The following is a 17,932-nucleotide window of genomic DNA, read 5'->3' on the forward strand; positions in this document are numbered from 1 at the left end:
CCCTAGACCTGTCTCTCCTGCATCCCTAAACCATCGACCTACTCGGCATTCGCGCGTCCTGCCGCGCCCGGCTCGCCATCAAGTCGCTCCAGCACAAGACGGTAGCCACCGCGTTCTCCCCTCAGACACTTGGAGACGCGGCTCACCGTAGTGGACGATGCTCCAGTGACACTCGAAACGTCCACGTAGGATCTCCCGGACCGCAGGAGCGTCGCTACCTCAAGGCGTTGCGCAAGGTCGCTCATCTCGTGCGGGCTGAGAAGGTCGGCGAAGAAGGCCAAGGCCTCCTCCGGCGTCTTCACAAGGCATGCGGCCTCGCAGAGACGTCGCGTCTCCTCAGAGTCGAACGTGTTGTCACGCGTCATCCAAAACCTCCCGCGCCAGTTTGTGCCAGCGAGCAGCGTCACGTGCGTGGGAAACACTTTAGCGCATCAAAGTGAAGCGAGGGGAACGCGCCTGCTAGCGGGCATCTGTCACATAGATGCCCACGCGCACCTGCTTCCAGGGGTCGGCATCCTCCTTGACCTGCTGCACCCGGACCTCAAAGACGTCCGCATGACCGTAGTGACACATGAGCGATATCAGCGCATTCTCGCTTCCGGGAACAAAGCCCAGCTTGTGGCCACCAAAGTAGATGGCAACAGCATCCGGGTCATGAGGGTTGTCCGGCTCGGGGACAAGTTCGAGGGTGGACTCGCCTGGCTTGAGGCTCGAGAGCACAAGCGCGCCGTCATAGTACTGAAACCCCGCAATGAAGAATGACGAGATGAGACGAGAAAGTTCGTACATGGCTTCCTCCATTCCCTAGGCCGTTTGCATGGCCGTCCTCTGTGTTGCTCACAGTATGGAACGGGGGCGCGACACAAATAAGACCCTCAGAGGGAGGCGTCCTCTGTGCCGGCATCAGATGCAGCATCGACGGATGCCGAACCCCCGGGGAGCACGGGCCTTTCAGCGGGTTTCTCGTCCTGTCCCTGCTCGCCGGCGTCACTCTCGCCCACAAGCCTGTGCTGCGGGAGCATGGCCCCCACGGCACTTAGGGCAGCGCGCGTGGCGCTTGCCACAGCAGCAACTGTTGCATCCCAGGTCTTGCCGGCAGCAACCTGGACCAGCTCGCCGAGAAGCTCCTTGGTGCGGGGGTCCGCGTCCCTCAGGGCCGCAAGCACGCGCTGGGTACTGGCAGGGTTGCCCATGACCTCGTCGAACGTGGTCGCTCCCCCGGCCTCGAAGGCGTCAAAGACCTGTCGTGTAAAGAGCTCGCGGTCCGCAAGGTTGGCTCCGCGCATCCACTTGTCGAAGATGGCGTTCACGAGCTTGCACTGCGGGAGCAGGTCGTCGGCCTCGTCCAGGCAGTCCGCATGGACCTGCCAGGTGGTGGGGTCGTGCTGAAGGGCGCCGTCGCCGGTGCTCTTCACGATGGTCTTGGGCTCTGAGGGGTCGTCAAAGAGCATGCCCACCACGCTGTAGGTGGGAACTATGCGCACGAAGCGCTCGCCATACACGTCGTGGCAGCTCAGAGGCACCACCTCCGGCGCCATAAGGGGACCGTCGTTGGAGTAGACGCGCTCAATCACGTGCTGCAGCTCCTCGGGCAGAAGCACCGCCGAGAAGCTCGCCAGGTTGCCGCCCTTTGAGTGACCGCCCACCATAAGGCGCACGCCCTCGGCCTCGGCACGGCGCGCCTGTCTCAGCAGGTACTCCGCAGCCAGACGCTGCGCCTCCGTGACCTCGAAGCTCAGCATGAAGTCCTCGCGCCAGCCAACCAGGGAGTTGTCGGTTCCCCTAAAGGAAACAAAGCGCAGGCCACCCGGAAGCTCCACCGTAAGCGCGGCAAACTGCAGGTCGCGGTCATGGTCGAAGACGTCCACGTAGTCCTGCACGCGTGCCTGCCCAAAGCGCTTGGATACCCCAAGGAGCCGCAGGTAGCGCTCGTCAATCTTCGCGAGCGAGCGCACGAAGGGCGCAACGTCTCCGCCCGCGCGGTCGAGCAGCGCCTCGCATGCGTACGAAACGGTGACCGGCCCCTCTCCCTCCCCGGGAACAATCCCCGTGAAGTCGACGTAGGAGAGCACCGAGAGGATCAGCCCGTCTACCACGTTGAATGGCCGCTCCTCGAGCGTGATGTCGCCACGAAGGTCGAGGTAGTTGTGGATGTTCGCCATGGATGTCCCTTCGCGTATGGCCAAGCGGGCAGTTGGTATGAGGCAGTATGCCACGAACGCGTGCAGGTGGGGGAAATCTGAGACTAAATTGCAGTTTGCCTGTGGTGCCGACCCGTCGTCGGTCCGCCTCTCACCAAACCTGCGACTTAATAGCAGTTAGCCTGGGGCGCCGCTGAGAGAAACCGCAGGTAGAAGGCCCGCGGCCTTCTCGGAGGGTGCTATTAAGCCGCAGGTTTTCTCGGCGGCGTGTATTTTCTCGGCGGCGTGTAATTTCACAGCCGCAGGTTTTCTCGGCAGCATGTATTTTCTCGGCCATAGTCTTCCCTGGCAGGGCCAAGGACTACGCCCCAGCCGAGAAAAAAGGCCCGGCCAGGTAGCCCCAGCCGGACCATCGCCTAAAGCTTTTCTCGCCTATGCCATAACCTTGCGGAACAGGGCCTTGATGGTCTCGTGGTCGGCAGGCTTGGGTGTGCCGGGGAAGCACGCGTCGGCGGCAGCGTCGTCTGCGAGCTGGTCGAGGTCGGCCTCCACCAGGCCGTTGCAGGTCTTGGGGATGCCCACGTCCTCGCCGAGCTTGGCAACGGCGGCAACCACGTTCTTGTTCACCACGTCGATGGGGTCGGTATCCCAGCCGGCCACGTCCATCACGCGGCCAATCTCGCGATAGCGCTCGCCGCAGGCGTCGGCGTTGTACTCCATGCACACGGGCAGGAGCATAGCGCAGGCCACACCGTGCGGGGTGTCATAGTGCGCCGAGAGCGTATGCGCCATGGAGTGCACGATGCCCAGGCCAACATTGGAGAAGCCCATGCCGGCGATGTACTGGCCCAGCGCCATCTCCTTGCGGCCCTCGCCCGGCTCCTTGGACTTTGCCTCGGCCACGGCCTCGCGCAGGTTGTGCGAGATGATGCGAATGGCCTCGAGGTGGAACATGTCCGAGAGCTCCCAGGCACCCTTGGTGGTGTAGCCCTCGATTGCGTGGGTGAGCGCGTCCATGCCGGTGGCAGCCGTGAGGCCAACAGGCATCGAAGCCATCATGTCCGGGTCGACGACGGCAACCTCGGGAATGTCGTTGGTGTCCACGCAGACGAACTTGCGGACCTTCTCGGGATCGGTGATCACGTAGTTGATCGTGACCTCGGCCGCAGTGCCTGCCGTGGTGGGCACGGCGATGGTAAAGGTGGCGTGATTCTTGGTGTCCGCCACGCCCTCGAGCGAGCGAACGTCCGCGAACTCGGGGTTCTCGTGGATGACGCCGATGGCCTTGGCGGTGTCCATGGAGGAGCCGCCGCCAATGGCAATGATGCAGTCCGCACCAGAGTCAGCCATGGCAGCCACGCCATCCTGCACGTTCTTGATGGTTGGGTTGGGCTTGATCTCCGAGTAGACCACATAGGGGAAGCCCGCCTCGTCGAGAAGGTCGGTCACCTTGGCAGTGACGCCAAACTTCACAAGGTCGGGGTCGGAGCAGACAAAGGCCTTGGTGAGGCCGCGACGGCTCAGCTCGCCGGGGATTTTCTTGATGGCCCCGGAGCCGTGATACGAGATGGTGTTGAGGACAAAGCGATTAACCATAGAGTCTTCCTTCCCGTTGGATGCCGGCGGCGCCTGTGCCATCGGACACGTGACCGAGAGCTATCTACCCAACGAAACGGTACGTCAGACTGCCGAGTCGCGACCCTCCCCTTACCCCATCCGCGTTCTTTAGCGGAAATTGATAATCGCACCTCTCGACAACAGGGCAAACGTGGCCTCCGATTCTCAAAAACCGCTAAAGAACGAGAGGGGGATGCGGTAGAGGGGCGTGGAGAGTTGCCGCAGCCCGCGAATTACCCCTGCACCGTCGCCACCACGGCCACCACGCAGATGGCAACCAGCCCAGCCATAATGAGCCAGCTCACTGGCCTACCCAGGTTGAGCGTCCAGCCAATCCCAAAGCGCTTGGGCACCACGACCGCCGGGTCCTTTCGGTTGGCATAGAACACGCCGCCGTACCAGCGGTCATCGTCATCCGCGGGAAGCGTAAAGTCCTCGGGCAGACGCGCGAGGAGCCTGGTTCCATTCTGCCCGTAGCGCACGGCGAGAACCACGCAGGGGACAAGCACGGCCAAAGCAACAGCCGTGAGCGTCGTACCGCCAACGTCAAACGAAACCCATCCCACCATGGATGCCTCCAGCACCACCCCGGACGTGTTCAGCGCCAGGCCCATGCCAACGCAGCACGCACTCCACGCGTGGACATAGGCACCGTAGGCGAAGGCGCTCGACGCGGGATGACGCGGGTCGATTGGCCGCTTCGAACCCAGAAGCATGGCATGGGAGATGGTCATCGTGCCGGCCATTGCCAGCTGAAAGACGATGGGCAGAAGCATGACCGGCACTGACTTCTCGGCCCAGCCATTCACGACGCCGTCCATTCCCGCGTGAATGGGGATGAGGTCCGGCGCACTGTCGTAGCCCAACACGGCGACCATGACTGAGGCCGCTATGGGCAGAATGTTGAGAAGCTCCCAGCCCAGGGGTACAGGTTTGGGGACGCCCACGCCACCGAGCATTGCCGCACTCTTTCGCGCCTTGGCCTTCCAGCCGCGGGCCCGCTTGAGGTCCTGTGCCTTATCGCGGTAATGCAGCATGAGGAAGTAGCCAAAGAGCACCAGCACAACCATTGCCACGCAGGAGGCAAGGGCCGCCATGTTGGGATGTATCGCAACCAGCACGTAGGAAACCCAGCCCGTAAGCAAAGCCGTCACCGCAAGCACCCACAGCGAGTAGGAACGCTTGAGCGACCGGGCCCGAGAATCACTTGCAGCGGCAGTAGGAACGCTGACCGAAAAGAGCTCGCCCTTTGGCGCGAGCCAGGGGGTCAGGGCAAAGACCACGCCACACAGTGGCACAAGAATGAGAATCGTGACTACCGAAAGGACAGACTCAACACTCACCCGTACCATCTCCTTTGGCCAAGGATTCTCCCGCCCCGTATGCCGCACGCGCCTGGCGGGCCGCCTCCTCCATAAAGCCTTGCTCCGAGCCCCCGCGGGCCCTGTATGCAACTGCGAGCCGCAACAGCTCACGTGCCATGAGTTGGTCCTGCTCGGCTGAGAGACGACGCGCGAGCGCACCATCCGTATCGGCTACAAAAGCGCCGGAGCGGCCGCGCATGATGAGGTAGCCCTCGTCGCGCAGGACGGCATACGCCTTGTTCGCGGTATGGAGGTTCACGCCAAGGTCGCGTGCGAGCGAGCGCACCGAGGGAAGAGGGTCACCGGGAGAAAGCTCCCCCGTGGCGATAGCCTCAATCACCTGCGCGCGAATCTGCCGGTAGATGGGCTCTTCCGACATCTGGTCAATCACGACGGGCATGCTGGCACCCCCTTTCGCGGTGATGAGGTTTGTTCTATTTGGACTATAACAGATAGAACAAGACTGTCAACCACACGAAGGGGGTGCTTGGATTTGCCTAGAGGGTCGAGACCTACTGCTTCGAAATCCTGAGCACGGCCTTGATCGTCTTGCCACCGGAAGTGTCCGCAAGGGCCTTGTCTATCTCGGAGAAGTCGTAGAACGAGAGGATCTTGTCCACGGGGAAGCGACCCTCCTTGTACCAACGCACCATCTGTGGGACAAAGGTCTTGGGATCGGACTCTCCCTCGCAGGTGCCCTTCATGGTACGCATGGGCATCATGATGTCGCCACCCACGTCAAAGTGGTCGATGCAGCCAGCCGCCGCAACGGGCAGGAACGTTCCGTGGAACTTGAGGCTGCGGATGGCGTTGACCATCATGTACTGGTTGCCCGAGGTGTCCACCGTGGCGTCGACGCCAGACGGGAAGATCTTGTGGACCGCCGCCGGAACGTCGTCCACCTCCTTGCGGTTGATGGTGTGAGTGGCGCCAAGCTCGCGCGCAAGGGCCAGACTCTTGGGGTTACCGCCCACTGCGATAATGACCTTGGCCCCTGCAACGGCAGCACCCATGATGGCCGACATACCCACGGCACCACAGCCAAAGACGGCAACGGCACTTGTCTCGTCCACGTGGGCCACGTTAATCATGGCACCGGCACCCGTCTGCACACCGCATCCCAAAGGAGCAACAATTCCCAGGTCAACATCATCGTCAACCTTGCAGACCGAGGCGGCGTTGGCCACTGAGTAGGTAGCGAACGAAGACTGCCCAAAGAACATGCTCACGTCGTGGCCATTCTGGTGCAGACGGGTGGTGCCGTCCGTGGCAACGCCACCAAAGTTGATCTGGTTGAAGTTCTCGCAGTAGTACGGCTCGTGCGCCTGGCAGGCCGGGCAGGTGCCGTCGAAGGCGTATGTGATGCCCACGTGGTCGCCGGGCTTGAGGTCATCCACGTTGGCACCCACACGTTCGACGATGCCGGCGCCCTCGTGGCCAAGCACCAGCGGCAGCGCGATGGGAACGCCCTGCGAGCGGCCAAACTCGTCGGTGTGGCAGATGCCAGAGGCAACGTTGCGCACGAGGACCTCGTTGTCCTTCGGCTCGTCCAGCTCGACGTCCTCCATGCAGTACGGACCGTTCTTCTCGTGCACGACCAAAGCCTTGATTCTCATGAGCACCCTCCCAGCATCGCTTTGCATGCGGGCCTCTCCCCCGCTTACCTAACGACTATATGCCACGATACGGCCAAACGCTGCGGCATCACCGCAAGAGGGGTGGCGGAGGCCGTGGTTGGGATAGGCTTCTCTACGAGAGAAAACCATGGGAGGTCTTATGGAGAGCACCAAGAATGACCAGAGCTCTGCGGACCAGACGCAAAAGCGGCTCTTTGTTGCCTTGTGCTTCTCGGCAGAGGAGCGAGAGGCACTTGCCCAGTCGCGCGACGCCGTGCTGGAAAGGCTTCGCTCCGGGCATCCCACCCTCACTACAAATATTCATCTGACCTTGGCGTTTCTCGGGATGCTTGACAACGCGGGCGAGCAGCGCGCGGCAGACGCCCTGCGCGCAGCGGCGCGCGCATGCGACCCAGTGAGCCTTTCACTTGGCGACCTAGGCGCCTTTGAGCACAGGCGCGGGGGCATCGTATGGCGAGGCGTTTCTCGACAAGAGGAGCTTCTCGTCCTCCAGCGAACGCTCGTGCGGGAGCTGACCGCACGTGGGCTTCCTGTGGACGAGAGGCCCTTCGTACCACACGTGACCCTTGTGCGTGGCGCGCGGCCAGCAAGAGAGGTGGGAAACGGGATGCCTGACCTGCGGCGCATTTGCGAGGAAGTCTCCTGCGGGCTTCCCTCGCTCGAGACGCGCCACGCGGAGGTGTCCCTCATGTGGAGCCACCACCCCACGGGCGAGCAGCTCACCTACACGCCAATCCTCACCGCACCGCTGCGTGGCTGGAAGAGTTGCATCTAGCAAGATGCGAAAGCCGCGGAATTCGAACGGTTGGACCACCGTAAACGTTCGAATTCCGCGGAACAGTTCGAATGACGCGAATTATCGCCGGTTAACCCCGCTTAAACGTTCGAAATCCGCGACAACGCGACGGGAAGAAAAGCAAGGGCGAGAAGAGCAACACCCGCCGTGGCGAGCAGCTCCCTCTACAGGTTGCGCAGCGCGTCCACCAGGGCAGTCTTGGACTCGGTCTTCTCGTCCTTCATCTTGATGACGCGCGCGGGGCAGCCGGCAACAACCGCGCCTGCGGGCACGTCCTCGGTCACCACGGCACCGGCAGCCACAACGGCACCCTTGCCCACGCGGCACCCCTCGATGACCACGGAGTTTGCACCGAGAAGCACGTCGTCCTCAATCACCACGGGCGTCGCGCTTGCAGGCTCCACCACGCCGGCAAGCACGCAGCCGGCACCCACGTGGCAATGCGCACCCACCGTGGCGCGCCCGCCCAGGACGGCCCCCATGTCAATCATGGTGCCCGCGCCAATGACCGCACCGATGTTGATGATCGCGCCCATCATGATTACGGCGTTGTCGCCAATCTCCACCTGGTCGCGAATAATGGCGCCAGGCTCGATTCGGGCGTTCACGTTGCGCACGTCAAGCAGCGGCACACCGGAGTTGCGACGGTCGTTCTCGACAACCACGTCCAGAACGTTGTTACCAGCCGCCTCAAGCGCCGGCCCAACCTCGGACCAGTCGCCAAAGACCACAACATCGCCCGTCCCAAAGACGTGGGAACTGGGACCAAAGTCCACATGCGCGCCAGGAGCCAGCTTGACGTATGCCTTGACCGGCGTCTTCTTTGGCGCACTCGCAATATAGTTAATGATTTCCTGGGCGTCCATGGATTGTCCCCTCTCGCCAGCCACCTGGCGTTTCTCGTTGCTGCAGGCTATCCAAACATGAGCGTGTCGAAGTCATAGAAACCGGGCTCGTGCGCAAGCAGGCGCTTGGCCGCAGAGACGGCGCCGTTCACAAAGATCTGCCGGCTCGTTGCGCGGTGCGTGAGCACGACTTCCTCGTCCTCGCCAAAGAAGAGCACCTCGTGCGTCCCCGCCACGGTGCCGCCGCGCAGGCTGTGCATGCCAATCTCGCTTGCCGGACGTGGCCCCACGATGCCCTCGCGCCCGTAGGCAACGCTCCTCTCGCCTGCGGGATCCACGGCCTCAAGCAGCATCTTTGCCGTCCCGGAGGGAGCGTCGGCCTTGCGGTTGTGGTGGCATTCCACAATCTCGGTGTCCCAGCCGGTAAGCGAGGCCGCGGCTTCGCGCGCCAGGTGACGAAGAACCGCCACGCCAAGCGAGTAGTTGCCACTCCAGATGACCGGGGCCACCTGCCCCAACGCCTCGATGCGCGAGAGATCCTCCGCCGAGAGGCCAGTGGTGCCCGAGAGCAGCGCCGCATGCGTGCGACGCACGTAGGCCTCCACATGGGGAAGCGACGCGGGCGCCGAGAAATCGATGACGAGGTCTACCGCTGGGGCAACGGAGTCAAGCTCAGAGATGTTGTCGGCGTCGTAGCCACCCGCAAGCGAGAGGTTCGCATCCGCCTCGACGGCCGCCCGAAGGAGCGTCCCCATGCGCCCCTTGGCGCCAACCACCAGCACGCTAGCCAAGAATACCAACCCCCTTCATGGCCGCCTCCAGACGCGCATCTGCCTCGGGCGAGAGCTGCCAGAGCGGCAGGCGCACGGTAGGGCCGATGAGCCCCATCTTGGCGAGCGCGGCCTTCACGGGAATGGGGTTGACCTCACCAAAGAGTGCGTGCACCAGGTCGAGGTTATCCAGCTGCACCTTGAGTGCGCCCTTGGTGTCGCCCGCGAGCCACTTCTCGCACATGTCGTGCACGGTGCGCGGCGCGACGTCGGCCCACACCGAGACCACGCCCACGCCGCCCAGCGAGAGGATGGGCACCACCATATCGTCGTTGCCGCTCATCATACGGAAGTCATCCGAGAGGTAGCGCGCAACCATCGTCGCGTAGGAAATATTGCCCGAAGCCTCCTTGATGCCCCACGCGTTGGGGTGCGTGGCCAGTCGTGCGACGTTTCTCTCCGAGATGGAGCAACCCGTGCGACCAGGGATGTTGTAGAGCAGGCAGGGCACGTCAACCTGGTCGAGGACCGTCGTGAAGTGACGGTAGATGCCCTCCTCGTTGGACTTGTTGTAGTAGGGCGTAATGAGGAGAAGACCGTCGGCGCCGAGCTTCTCCAGCGCCTTTGCCTTGCGGAGGGACTCGGCCGTGGAGTTTGATCCCGCGCCGCCAATGACGGGAATACGGCCCGCTACGCGGTCAATGACGGTCTTGGCTACCTCGAGGTCCTCCTCGTCGGTCATCGTGGAAGACTCTCCCGTGGTCCCCAGGACCAAGATGCCGTCGGTCCCGTTCTCGAGGTGAAAGTCGACCAGGCGCTCCAGCGAGCCAAAGTCGATGGAGCCGTCCTCCAAAAACGGCGTGACCAGCGCCACGACAGAACCGGTAAGTCCTTGCATGTCCATTGTGCGTCCCCTCTCACGTGCGCCCCATGGGCGCCCTGCGTGTAACCTTACGTGTCCTAGCCCTCTGGGTGGGCAAGCGCCGAGAAGCGCGAGCCCGGAAAGTCGAGTGTTGCAAAGTAGTCCGCGGGCGTCTCGGCGCGCCGAATGAGCTCGAACGAGCCGTCCTCGCGCAGCAAGAGCTCCGCCGAGCGGAGCGTGCCGTTGTAGTTGTAGCCCATGGAGTGCCCGTGGGCGCCAGCGTCGTGAATGAAGAGCAGGTCACCGATGTGGACCTCGGGCAGCATACGGTCGCGCGCAAACTGGTCGGAGTTCTCGCAGAGCCTGCCCACCACGTTGTAGCGCCTGGTTGCGGGCTCGCCCTCGCGGCCCATCACGGTGATGTGGTGGTAGGCGCCGTAGACCGCCGGACGCATGAGGTTGGAGGCGCAGGCGTCGACGCCCAGGTAGTCGTGGTAGGTGACCTTCTCGTGGATCACGCGGGTCACAAGGCCGCCTGCGGGCGCCAGCATCCAGCGGCCAAGCTCGGCGGCAAGCGCCACGTCGCCCATGCCCGCGGGCACGAGGACCTCCTCGTACACGCGGCGCACGCCCTCGCCCACGGCAACGATGTCCACGGGAACATCCTCGGGTCGGTAGTCGATGCCAATGCCGCCGGAGAGGTCAACCAGCCGCACATGCACGCCAAGCTCGCGCGAAAGACGCACGGCCAGCTCGAAGAGCACGCGCGCGAGGCGCGGGTAGTAGTCCTCCACCTGCGTGTTCGAGGCGAGAAACGCGTGGAGGCCAAACTCGGTGACGCCCATGGCAGAGAGCCTGCGCGCGGCCTCCATGACCTGCTCGACAGTCATGCCAAACTTGGAGTCCTCGGGCTCGCCGATGATGCCGTTTGAGGCAGTGAAGTTGCCGCCAGGGTTCACGCGCAGGCAGACCATGGCAGGCAGCTTTCCGTCCAGCGCGCGCGACAGGCACTCCACCATGTCGAGCGAGTCAAGGTTGATGATGGCACCCAGGTCGCGCGCGCGGCGGTAGTCCTCGTCGGGCGTGTCGTTGGAGGAGAGCATGATGCGCTCGCCTCGCATGCCGCACGCACTGGCGAGCGTAAGCTCTGTGGCGGTTGCGCAGTCGCAGCCGCAGCCCTCCTCTGCGAGGATGGAGACAATCGTGGGGTTGGGCGTCGCCTTCACGGCAAAGTACTCGGTGAAGCCGGGGTTCCACGAGAACGCCGCCTTCAAGGCGCGCGCACGCTCGCGGATGATTTTCTCGCTATAGACGTGGAAGGGCGTGGGCCACTGTGCGGCGGCACGCTCGAGCTGGTCTCTTGTGACGAACGGTAGCTTCTCCCCCATTGTTCCCCCAGACGCGCCGCGAGGGCGCCGCCGGGGTCCACGCGGCAGCGTCGCATGGCCGGGGATAGCGCTCCCGCGGATCTTCTCCACGGACAGTCCCGGCGGTATTCCCGCCGAGCCCACCGCCGCGCCATGCCTGACGCGGAAGTTCGGCGGGCATCGCCTCTCCTGGAATCCTTGCCCGCCGGCTCCTCCAGGACCATCGTGCCCGCTCCTCTATCGTGCGGACAACGCTAGCATCCACGCCGCGCCTGCGCAAGGTCGCACGTGGCACCAACGGAGAAAAACTTCTTCACGAGGTGGTAGGCACCTCCTCGCCCGCCATCTCCATAGTCCCCCTGCGCCCCGCCGTTCTTTAGCGATTTCTGAGAATCGGGCACTGCATTTGCCCAGTTGGCGGGAAACACGATTCTCAAATACCGCTAAAGAACGGGGCGTAGGGGGACGGCGAAGGAGGCGGACACCGATAGGAGGACGGCTGGGTGACAGTGAGGGAGTATGCTAGGGGCAACACGCACGCTACGCGGCGGCGCGCCGCGCTCTGGAGGACCTCATGAACCCAAGGGAGACCTACACAGCACTGGAGTTTGCGCACGAGGTGCGCGAGGAGTCGCTCGAGCTTCTGCGCGCGCTCGGGCGTATTGGCGCCCCCACGGGCGACGAGGGACGCCGTGCCTGGTTTGTCGCAACCTGGCTCCGCGAGCAGGGCGCAACCGACGTCACCGTGGACGAGGCGCATAACGTTGTCTGCATCCTGGGCGACCGGTCCGAACCAGGTCGCGCGGTCTTCTCCGCCCACACCGACATAGTCTTCCCCGACACGGGCGAGCTGCCACTCACCGAGGACGAGGAGAACATGTACGCCCCGGGCATCGGCGACGACACGGCCTGCCTGGTGACGCTGCTCATGGCCACAAAGTGGTTCCTCAAGCACCGCCCCAAGCTCGACACCTGCGTTGTGGTGGTGGCGAACTCCGGCGAGGAGGGACTGGGCAACCTCAAGGGCACCAAGCAGCTCATGCGCGAGGCCACGGCCCCCGTGACCGAACTCACCGCGCTCGACGCACACTTCCCTGAGGTGGTCACCGAAGCCGTGGGGTCCATGCGCTATCGCATCAGCGTGCACACGCGGGGCGGCCACAGCTGGAAGAACTGGGGCGTCCCCAACGCAATCGAGCGCCTCTCGCGCATCGTCTGCGCGATGTACGACCTGCCGCGCCCCACCGAGGCCCGCACCACCTGCAACGTTGGCCTCATCGAGGGCGGCACCACGGTCAACAGCATCGCGAGCGAGGCGTCGTGCCTCTGCGAGTTCCGCTCCACGAGCGAGGCGTGCCTGCAGGAGATGGACGAGAAGCTCCGCAACCTCGTCGCCCGCGCGGACGCCCGCGACGACATGGACGTCCAGATCGCCGTCATAGGCCGCCGGCCCGCCACGGGCGATGTGAACGAGACCGCCGAGCGACGCCTCACGCGCCGCTGCGATGACGCCATCCAAGCGGTCCTTGGCGTGCGCGCCCGCCACGTGAGCTCCTCGACCGACGCGAACGTGCCGCTCTCGCTTGGCGTGCCCGCTGTGTGCGTGGGCACCATCACGGGGGGCCTTCCCCACACCCGCGACGAGTGGATTCGAAAGGCGTCGCTTGAGCAGGGCGTCGCGGTGGCGCTGCTGCTCATGATGGCACACGTGGTGGAGGACGAGTAGCGCCCGAACGCGCCGTTGGCGGCAGGCGCCGCTACCGCAACGCTCCCACAAAGCCGGCCAGGCGCTCAAGGCCTGTGGCCAGGGTCTTCTCGTCCGTGGCATAGCTTAGGCGCACGTGGCCCTCTCCACCAAAGCACGAGCCCGGCACCAGCGCCACACCGGCCTCGCGGATGGCGCGCTCACAGAACTCCTCGCTTGAGAAGCCCAGCGCCTCGATGCTGGGGAATGCGTAGAACGCGCCCTGGGGCGTGACGGTGCGAAGCCCCATGTGCGCGAGCGCCTCCACCGTGACGTCGCGTCGTGCCTGGTAGGAGGCGCGCATGGGGGCCGTATTGGTAGCAAGCGCCTCCACGGCGGCGTGCTGCAGGAAGGCCGGCACCGACGAGACCGCGTACTGGTGCACCTTGGCCATAGCGGCAGCGACCTTCTCGCCAGCGCCCACCCAGCCTAGGCGCCAGCCGGTCATGGCCCACGGCTTCGAGAAGCTGTTGGCAACGATGGTCCTATCCGCAAGTTCGGGGTAGAGGGCCGAGAAGCGTCGGTAACCGGGTTCGTAGCAAAGCTCGCCATAGACGTCGTCGCAGATCACGTAGAGGTCGCGCGTACGCGCCGCCTCGGCAACGGCATCCATGCTGCGACGGTCGAGCACACACCCGGTGGGGTTGTTGGGCGAGGTAATCACAATCGCCTTGGTGCGGGGGGTAACCGCCTGCGCGAGCGCACACGGGTCCAACTGGAAGTTGCTCGCTGTGGTGTCGAGCGCCACGGGCACGCCGCGCACCAGCCTCACGAGAGAGTCATAGAGGAGAAACGCCGGCGTAGGGATGATGACCTCGTCACCTGGGTTGAGAAGCGCCGTGATGGCACAGAAGAGCGCTTCCGTTGCGCCATCGGTCACTATCACGTTTTCCGGGGCAAGGCGCACGCCGCGCTCGGCTTCCCACGTGCAGATGGCCTCGCGAAGCCATGCAAAGCCGTTGTTGGGCGGGTAATGCGTGAGACCGCGGGCAAGGTCCTCCCCCACCTTGGCGCATACGTTGGGGGTCGTGTCCTCTCCGGGCTCACCAAGCGTGAGCGAGACGCAGCCGGGAGTTTGGGCAGCGAGTGCCGAGAAGCGCCTGATGCCAGAGAGCCTTAGGTCATCAAGGGCAGCATTGAGCAAGAGGGGCATGGGTTCCTCCTAGGGATTCCAGGCTGCCCCAAAGAAAAACGGGGGCGGCGCGCGGGCGCTACTCCCCGAAGACTAACAAAAAAGACCCCGTGGGGTCCTGCTTGCCAACGTGCACTTTGTCATTTCCCCGGACGGCACCGGGGTGCCGGGGCATGTTGCCCCTAATCGACCCTGGTGCACTTGACGAGCAGGTGGGAATCCCCGTGGTTGGCAGCATGGCTTGCATACCAGCGCTCGATGTCGCGGTAGAGCCACAGGGGGCTGTCGGCCTCGAAACTGCGACGGTGGTTATCGAACATGGCGGTGTACTCGCCGCTCATGAACCAGCCGTCCATGCAGGCGTCAAGGACCTTCTTCTGGAGCCTGCTCAGGTTCTTGATCTTCATGGAGTCCTCCTTTCCTAGCGGTGTTCCTGATGAATACGGTACCCGCGAGGTAGGAGCGATATGTTGCTGCCTCGTTAACTGCACATAACGTCTACAACTTGTTTGAACAAGCAGTAAGCCCAGCGTAAGTGCCCTATTTGCAGTGCGCGAGATACGCTACCGAAGCTTCTCCAGGCGCGCGAGGGTTTCTCGCACGCTGTCGCGCGCATGGTCCACGCGGCTGCGCGCGTCCTCGATCTTGCTCTGCACCACGATGTCTGAGATGGCACCGTCAAAGAAGAAGTCCGCGAAGGTCCAGCCACGGCTAATGTCCACCTTGAGGCCAGAGAACTCGCGAACGTCCGAGAGCTCGCGCGAGAACACCGCGAGGGACGACTGCGCCTCTCGCAGGGCATCCTGCGCCTCGTCGATGCGGTGGTGCTTGGCCAGGCCAGAGATGAGGCCACCGCCAAAAATGTCGAGCATGCCCCACCCGGACGCGCTGTCTAGGCTCTTGGACGCCCGGTTGAGACACGCGAGGGCCTTCTCGCCAGCGTCGATTGCCTCCTCGACCTCCCGCTTTGGGTCAAAGTCCTCCCCGGGGACCTCGTAGCTGGGGTAGTTGTCGCTGTTCCGGGCCATGTGGACCTCACCCTCCGTGTGTGCCGGAGCATGCGCCCGGCGGCCTTCGTGCCCACATTCTACCCATGGGCGCGGGGCTGCGCTTTGGACATCCATCTTGCACGTGCATGTTCTAAGGCAACGCCATACAATTCTCGTATGACTTGTTCGCACGCTGCCGTCACGCCAGGCGACTGCGCGCTTGCAGATATCGCGGGAGGCACGCATGAATCTCAAGCAACTGGAGTACTTTGTCGCCATTGCCGAGGAGCACCAGATCACGGCAGCCGCGCGTCGTCTGCACATCTCGCAGCCTCCGCTCTCCTACGAGCTGGCGCAGCTGGAGCGCGAGCTGGGAACCACGCTCGTGCGCAGGGGGCCGCGCTCGGCCACGCTCACGGACGCGGGCAAGCTCCTCTACGAGCGGGCCACGCGCATCCTTGCGCTCACGCAGGCCACGAAGCGCGACGTCGAAGGTGTGGGCAAGGGCATGACCGGCGTGCTCACGCTTGGGGTCGACGCCTCATGCGCGGGATCGGTGCCGGGCACGAGGCTCGCCGAGCTTGCGGCCGCACCCAACGTGTCGGTGGAACTCCGCGAGGGGGACACACCGCAGGTGCTCGAGATGCTCGAGGGGGGTGTGGTGGACATCGGCGTGGTGCGCACGCCGTTCGCGAGCGCCGGTCTGCGCTGCCGCTACGCAAAGACGGAGCGCATGCTTGCCATCATGCCGCCCGCGCTTGAGGTGGGCTCGGAGATGGAAGTCACCTGCGCGCAGCTCTCGAGCGTGCCGGTGGTGCTCGCGCGTCGCCTTGAAGAGCAGGTGCGCGCCGCGTTCGATGAGGCCAAGGCAGAGCTAGCCGTAAGCTGCATGGTCGACGACGAGCGCACGGCCTGCACCTGGGCGCGCGGCGACATGGGCGTTGCCCTCGTGCCCGAGACGCTGCTCCCCGTCACCGACACGGGCGATTGCTTCATAAAGGTGATCGCCGAGAAGGGCTTGTCAACCCGGCAGGCGGTGGTCTGGAAGGCAGACCGTTACATGTCACCGCTTGCACAGAGGTGCTTGGCTCTTCTCGGCGATCTGGGGTAGGAACTGGCCGAACGGAGGAAGGAGGCCGTCCGGCCTGGGGAAAGGGAAACCAGGGTTACTTGGCGCTGGTGGCAACGTCTGCGTCGGCGTCGTCGGGATCGGCGACAACCTCCTCGACATTCTCGGAGGAGCTGGACTTCTCAGCCTTGGCAACATCCTTGTCGTCGCTGCCCTCTTCCATGCCCTCGCGCACGTTCTTGACGGTCTTGCCGATGGCGGAGCCAAGCTTGGGCAGGTTCTTGGGCCCAAAGATGATCAGGGCGACCAAGAGGATGACGAGAAGCTCGGGAACACCCATTCCGAGAACCATTGTTGCCTCCTATAACGACATGCGGTTGGACGGCAACACCTGTTGCGGTCCCTGTGCAGCACGCCATGGGGCGCGCTGCCTTTCAGTCTTGATAGTAGGATTGGCCAATGGATAGGTAAAATACATTTTGATGTACCTTCACATATAGAGCTTGTATCGATTGGCTTTGATACAGTGCCGCGTGACGGAGCAGAGACGCCACTCTACAATGTACGAGGGCATACGCACCGCATTTGAAAGGAGTCACGTATGGCAGAACTTCCGCAGGCAGAGATTGGTATCTTTGGCGGATCTGGCTTCTACAGCCTCTTCGAGGGCGACTACGAGGAGGTCTCCCTTGACACGCGCTGGGGCCAGCCCTCCGACGTCTACACCGTGGGAACCATCGGGGGTCGCAAGGTCGCGTTTCTCCCCCGCCACGGCCACAAGCACACCTTTGCTCCCGGCGAGGTCAACTATCGCGCCAACCTCTGGGGCATGCACGAGCTGGGCGTGAAGCAGGTCATTGGGCCGTGCTCGGTGGGGTCCCTCTCGCTTGACATCCACCCCGGCGACTTTGTGATCTGCGACCAGTTTGTGGACAGGACCAAGGGCCGTGCCGACACGTTCTTCACGCATGACCTGGGGCTGGGCGTGCAGCACCTCTCCGCAGCTCACCCCTATTGCGAGACCATGCGCAAGGTCGCCGTCGAGAAGTGCCGCGAGCTGGGCATTCCCGTGCACGACGGCGGGACTGTTGTCACCATCCAGGGGCCGCGCTTCTCGACCACCGCTGAGAGCGAGTGGTTCCAGAAGATGGGCTGGTCGGTGGTGAACATGACGCAGTACCCCGAGGCATGGCTCGCCCGCGAACTTGGCATGCACTACGTGAACGTGAGCCTGGTCACCGACTACGACTCCGGTCTGGGCAAGTACGCCGCCGTCACCAACGACGACGTGCTGCGCGTCTTTAACGAGAACCTCCACCTGCTGCGCAAGCTCATCGAGGCCATGGTCCCCGCGCTGCCCGCCACCATCGACGACGACTGCACAGGAAGCGCGACGCTCTTCGGTCGCTTGTAGGTGTGCGATTCTCGCTTCTTCGCGTGCGGTTCTCTCCCCTTCTGCAGAAATGCACCTTCGGGCGAGAATTCGGCGCCGGAGCGAGGGTTTTAGACGCTGTTGCTTCCAAAACGGCCCCTCCGGTGCCAGATGGCGCCGGAGGGGCTTCTCCGTTCAATATGCGAGAAGGACAGCGGCATCCAGGA

The 17,932-nt window shown here is 63.8% G+C and carries 19 protein-coding genes and 1 riboswitch; of the genes, 4 read left to right on the forward strand and 15 right to left on the reverse strand.

Annotation, left to right across the window (positions count from 1 at the left end):
* Positions 1 to 38 precede the first annotated feature (38 nt).
* The 7 genes from BT122_RS05145 to BT122_RS05175 all read right to left on the reverse strand — a co-directional run bounded on the left by BT122_RS05145 (position 39) and on the right by BT122_RS05175 (position 6,738).
* Entirely contained in the window at positions 39 to 365 is a 327-nt protein-coding gene (locus BT122_RS05145) for a YerC/YecD family TrpR-related protein (RefSeq protein WP_072354923.1), read from the reverse strand.
* 94 nt (positions 366 to 459) lie between these two features.
* Positions 460 to 789 (reverse strand): HIRAN domain-containing protein, encoded by a 330-nt coding sequence (locus BT122_RS05150; RefSeq protein ID WP_083432326.1) that lies wholly within the window; start codon positions 787 to 789, stop codon positions 460 to 462.
* 86 nt (positions 790 to 875) lie between these two features.
* Positions 876 to 2,162, reverse strand: a complete 1,287-nt coding sequence (locus BT122_RS05155; protein WP_072354925.1) for an Mbeg1-like protein — start codon at positions 2,160 to 2,162, stop codon at positions 876 to 878.
* 411 nt (positions 2,163 to 2,573) lie between these two features.
* On the reverse strand, positions 2,574 to 3,737 hold the full coding sequence (gene fucO, locus BT122_RS05160; protein ID WP_072354926.1) for a lactaldehyde reductase: 1,164 nt from the start codon (positions 3,735 to 3,737) through the stop codon (positions 2,574 to 2,576).
* Positions 3,738 to 3,991: 254 nt separating this feature from the next.
* A complete protein-coding gene (locus BT122_RS05165; protein ID WP_072354927.1) occupies positions 3,992 to 5,101 on the reverse strand; it encodes a DUF1648 domain-containing protein in 1,110 nt (369 codons plus the stop codon).
* The gene (locus BT122_RS05170) at positions 5,091 to 5,522 is read right to left on the reverse strand and encodes a GntR family transcriptional regulator (protein WP_072354928.1); all 432 of its coding nucleotides are present in this window, start codon (positions 5,520 to 5,522) and stop codon (positions 5,091 to 5,093) included. Before BT122_RS05170 ends, BT122_RS05165 begins: the two co-directional genes overlap by 11 nt.
* A 112-nt stretch (positions 5,523 to 5,634) precedes the next feature.
* The gene (locus BT122_RS05175) at positions 5,635 to 6,738 is read right to left on the reverse strand and encodes an NAD(P)-dependent alcohol dehydrogenase (protein ID WP_072355044.1); all 1,104 of its coding nucleotides are present in this window, start codon (positions 6,736 to 6,738) and stop codon (positions 5,635 to 5,637) included.
* Positions 6,739 to 6,898: 160 nt separating this feature from the next.
* Between BT122_RS05175 and thpR the strand changes: the two genes are divergently transcribed.
* Positions 6,899 to 7,534: an RNA 2',3'-cyclic phosphodiesterase gene (gene thpR / locus BT122_RS05180; protein WP_072354929.1), complete on the forward strand. Its 636-nt coding sequence runs from the start codon at positions 6,899 to 6,901 to the stop codon at positions 7,532 to 7,534.
* Between the two features lie 185 nt (positions 7,535 to 7,719).
* Here the strand turns inward: thpR and dapD are convergent, their stop codons facing one another.
* Genes dapD through BT122_RS05200 form a run of 4 tightly spaced genes read right to left on the reverse strand, consistent with a single transcriptional unit; the run spans position 7,720 to position 11,420 of the window.
* Positions 7,720 to 8,421, reverse strand: coding sequence for a 2,3,4,5-tetrahydropyridine-2,6-dicarboxylate N-acetyltransferase (gene dapD / locus BT122_RS05185; RefSeq protein WP_072354930.1), 702 nt, complete (start codon positions 8,419 to 8,421; stop codon positions 7,720 to 7,722).
* Positions 8,422 to 8,468: 47 nt separating this feature from the next.
* Complete coding sequence (gene dapB / locus BT122_RS05190; RefSeq protein ID WP_286130320.1) at positions 8,469 to 9,182, reverse strand: 4-hydroxy-tetrahydrodipicolinate reductase; 714 nt, start codon at positions 9,180 to 9,182, stop codon at positions 8,469 to 8,471.
* A 1-nt stretch (position 9,183) separates the two neighbouring features.
* Entirely contained in the window at positions 9,184 to 10,074 is an 891-nt protein-coding gene (dapA, locus tag BT122_RS05195; protein WP_072354932.1) for a 4-hydroxy-tetrahydrodipicolinate synthase, read from the reverse strand.
* Positions 10,075 to 10,130: 56 nt separating this feature from the next.
* Positions 10,131 to 11,420, reverse strand: coding sequence for a diaminopimelate decarboxylase (locus BT122_RS05200; RefSeq protein WP_072354933.1), 1,290 nt, complete (start codon positions 11,418 to 11,420; stop codon positions 10,131 to 10,133).
* Between the two features lie 57 nt (positions 11,421 to 11,477).
* Positions 11,478 to 11,647, reverse strand: a riboswitch (Lysine riboswitch).
* Between the two features lie 326 nt (positions 11,648 to 11,973).
* Here BT122_RS05200 and BT122_RS05205 point away from each other — a divergent pair.
* A complete protein-coding gene (locus BT122_RS05205; RefSeq protein WP_072354934.1) occupies positions 11,974 to 13,125 on the forward strand; it encodes a M20 family metallopeptidase in 1,152 nt (383 codons plus the stop codon).
* A gap of 31 nt (positions 13,126 to 13,156) precedes the next feature.
* On the opposite strand, the gene BT122_RS05210 is transcribed toward BT122_RS05205, so the two are convergent.
* The 3 genes from BT122_RS05210 to BT122_RS05220 form a co-directional block, all read right to left on the reverse strand.
* On the reverse strand, positions 13,157 to 14,296 hold the full coding sequence (locus tag BT122_RS05210; RefSeq protein ID WP_072354935.1) for a pyridoxal phosphate-dependent aminotransferase: 1,140 nt from the start codon (positions 14,294 to 14,296) through the stop codon (positions 13,157 to 13,159).
* Between the two features lie 161 nt (positions 14,297 to 14,457).
* Complete coding sequence (locus tag BT122_RS05215; RefSeq protein ID WP_072354936.1) at positions 14,458 to 14,682, reverse strand: hypothetical protein; 225 nt, start codon at positions 14,680 to 14,682, stop codon at positions 14,458 to 14,460.
* A 156-nt stretch (positions 14,683 to 14,838) separates the two neighbouring features.
* Entirely contained in the window at positions 14,839 to 15,303 is a 465-nt protein-coding gene (locus BT122_RS05220) for a hypothetical protein (RefSeq protein WP_072354937.1), read from the reverse strand.
* Positions 15,304 to 15,508: 205 nt separating this feature from the next.
* Between BT122_RS05220 and BT122_RS05225 the strand changes: the two genes are divergently transcribed.
* The gene (locus tag BT122_RS05225) at positions 15,509 to 16,375 is read left to right on the forward strand and encodes a LysR family transcriptional regulator (protein ID WP_072354938.1); all 867 of its coding nucleotides are present in this window, start codon (positions 15,509 to 15,511) and stop codon (positions 16,373 to 16,375) included.
* A 55-nt stretch (positions 16,376 to 16,430) separates the two neighbouring features.
* On the opposite strand, the gene tatA is transcribed toward BT122_RS05225, so the two are convergent.
* Positions 16,431 to 16,685, reverse strand: coding sequence for a twin-arginine translocase TatA/TatE family subunit (gene tatA / locus BT122_RS05230; protein ID WP_072354939.1), 255 nt, complete (start codon positions 16,683 to 16,685; stop codon positions 16,431 to 16,433).
* A gap of 249 nt (positions 16,686 to 16,934) precedes the next feature.
* Here tatA and BT122_RS05235 point away from each other — a divergent pair, with 249 nt between their 5' ends.
* Positions 16,935 to 17,747 carry an S-methyl-5'-thioadenosine phosphorylase gene (locus tag BT122_RS05235; protein ID WP_059054753.1) on the forward strand — a complete coding sequence of 271 codons (813 nt, stop codon included), beginning with the start codon at positions 16,935 to 16,937 and terminating at the stop codon, positions 17,745 to 17,747.
* Positions 17,748 to 17,932: the final 185 nt, after the last annotated feature.

Origin of the sequence: Olsenella sp. kh2p3 (genome assembly GCA_900119625.1) — a bacterium.
Taxonomy (GTDB): Bacteria; Actinomycetota; Coriobacteriia; order Coriobacteriales; family Atopobiaceae; genus Tractidigestivibacter.

Bases quoted from the DNA above. Each gene is read 5' to 3' on its own strand.
- BT122_RS05145 (WP_072354923.1), bottom strand. From the start codon at position 365: ATGACGCGTGACAACACGTTCGACTCTGAGGAGACGCGACGTCTCTGC.
- BT122_RS05150 (WP_083432326.1), bottom strand. From the start codon at position 789: ATGTACGAACTTTCTCGTCTCATCTCGTCATTCTTCATTGCGGGGTTT.
- BT122_RS05155 (WP_072354925.1), bottom strand. From the start codon at position 2,162: ATGGCGAACATCCACAACTACCTCGACCTTCGTGGCGACATCACGCTC.
- fucO (WP_072354926.1), bottom strand. From the start codon at position 3,737: ATGGTTAATCGCTTTGTCCTCAACACCATCTCGTATCACGGCTCCGGG.
- BT122_RS05170 (WP_072354928.1), bottom strand. From the start codon at position 5,522: ATGCCCGTCGTGATTGACCAGATGTCGGAAGAGCCCATCTACCGGCAG.
- BT122_RS05175 (WP_072355044.1), bottom strand. From the start codon at position 6,738: ATGAGAATCAAGGCTTTGGTCGTGCACGAGAAGAACGGTCCGTACTGC.
- thpR (WP_072354929.1), top strand. From the start codon at position 6,899: ATGGAGAGCACCAAGAATGACCAGAGCTCTGCGGACCAGACGCAAAAG.
- dapD (WP_072354930.1), bottom strand. From the start codon at position 8,421: ATGGACGCCCAGGAAATCATTAACTATATTGCGAGTGCGCCAAAGAAG.
- dapA (WP_072354932.1), bottom strand. From the start codon at position 10,074: ATGGACATGCAAGGACTTACCGGTTCTGTCGTGGCGCTGGTCACGCCG.
- BT122_RS05200 (WP_072354933.1), bottom strand. From the start codon at position 11,420: ATGGGGGAGAAGCTACCGTTCGTCACAAGAGACCAGCTCGAGCGTGCC.
- BT122_RS05205 (WP_072354934.1), top strand. From the start codon at position 11,974: ATGAACCCAAGGGAGACCTACACAGCACTGGAGTTTGCGCACGAGGTG.
- BT122_RS05210 (WP_072354935.1), bottom strand. From the start codon at position 14,296: ATGCCCCTCTTGCTCAATGCTGCCCTTGATGACCTAAGGCTCTCTGGC.
- BT122_RS05215 (WP_072354936.1), bottom strand. From the start codon at position 14,682: ATGAAGATCAAGAACCTGAGCAGGCTCCAGAAGAAGGTCCTTGACGCC.
- BT122_RS05220 (WP_072354937.1), bottom strand. From the start codon at position 15,303: ATGGCCCGGAACAGCGACAACTACCCCAGCTACGAGGTCCCCGGGGAG.
- BT122_RS05225 (WP_072354938.1), top strand. From the start codon at position 15,509: ATGAATCTCAAGCAACTGGAGTACTTTGTCGCCATTGCCGAGGAGCAC.
- tatA (WP_072354939.1), bottom strand. From the start codon at position 16,685: ATGGTTCTCGGAATGGGTGTTCCCGAGCTTCTCGTCATCCTCTTGGTC.
- BT122_RS05235 (WP_059054753.1), top strand. From the start codon at position 16,935: ATGGCAGAACTTCCGCAGGCAGAGATTGGTATCTTTGGCGGATCTGGC.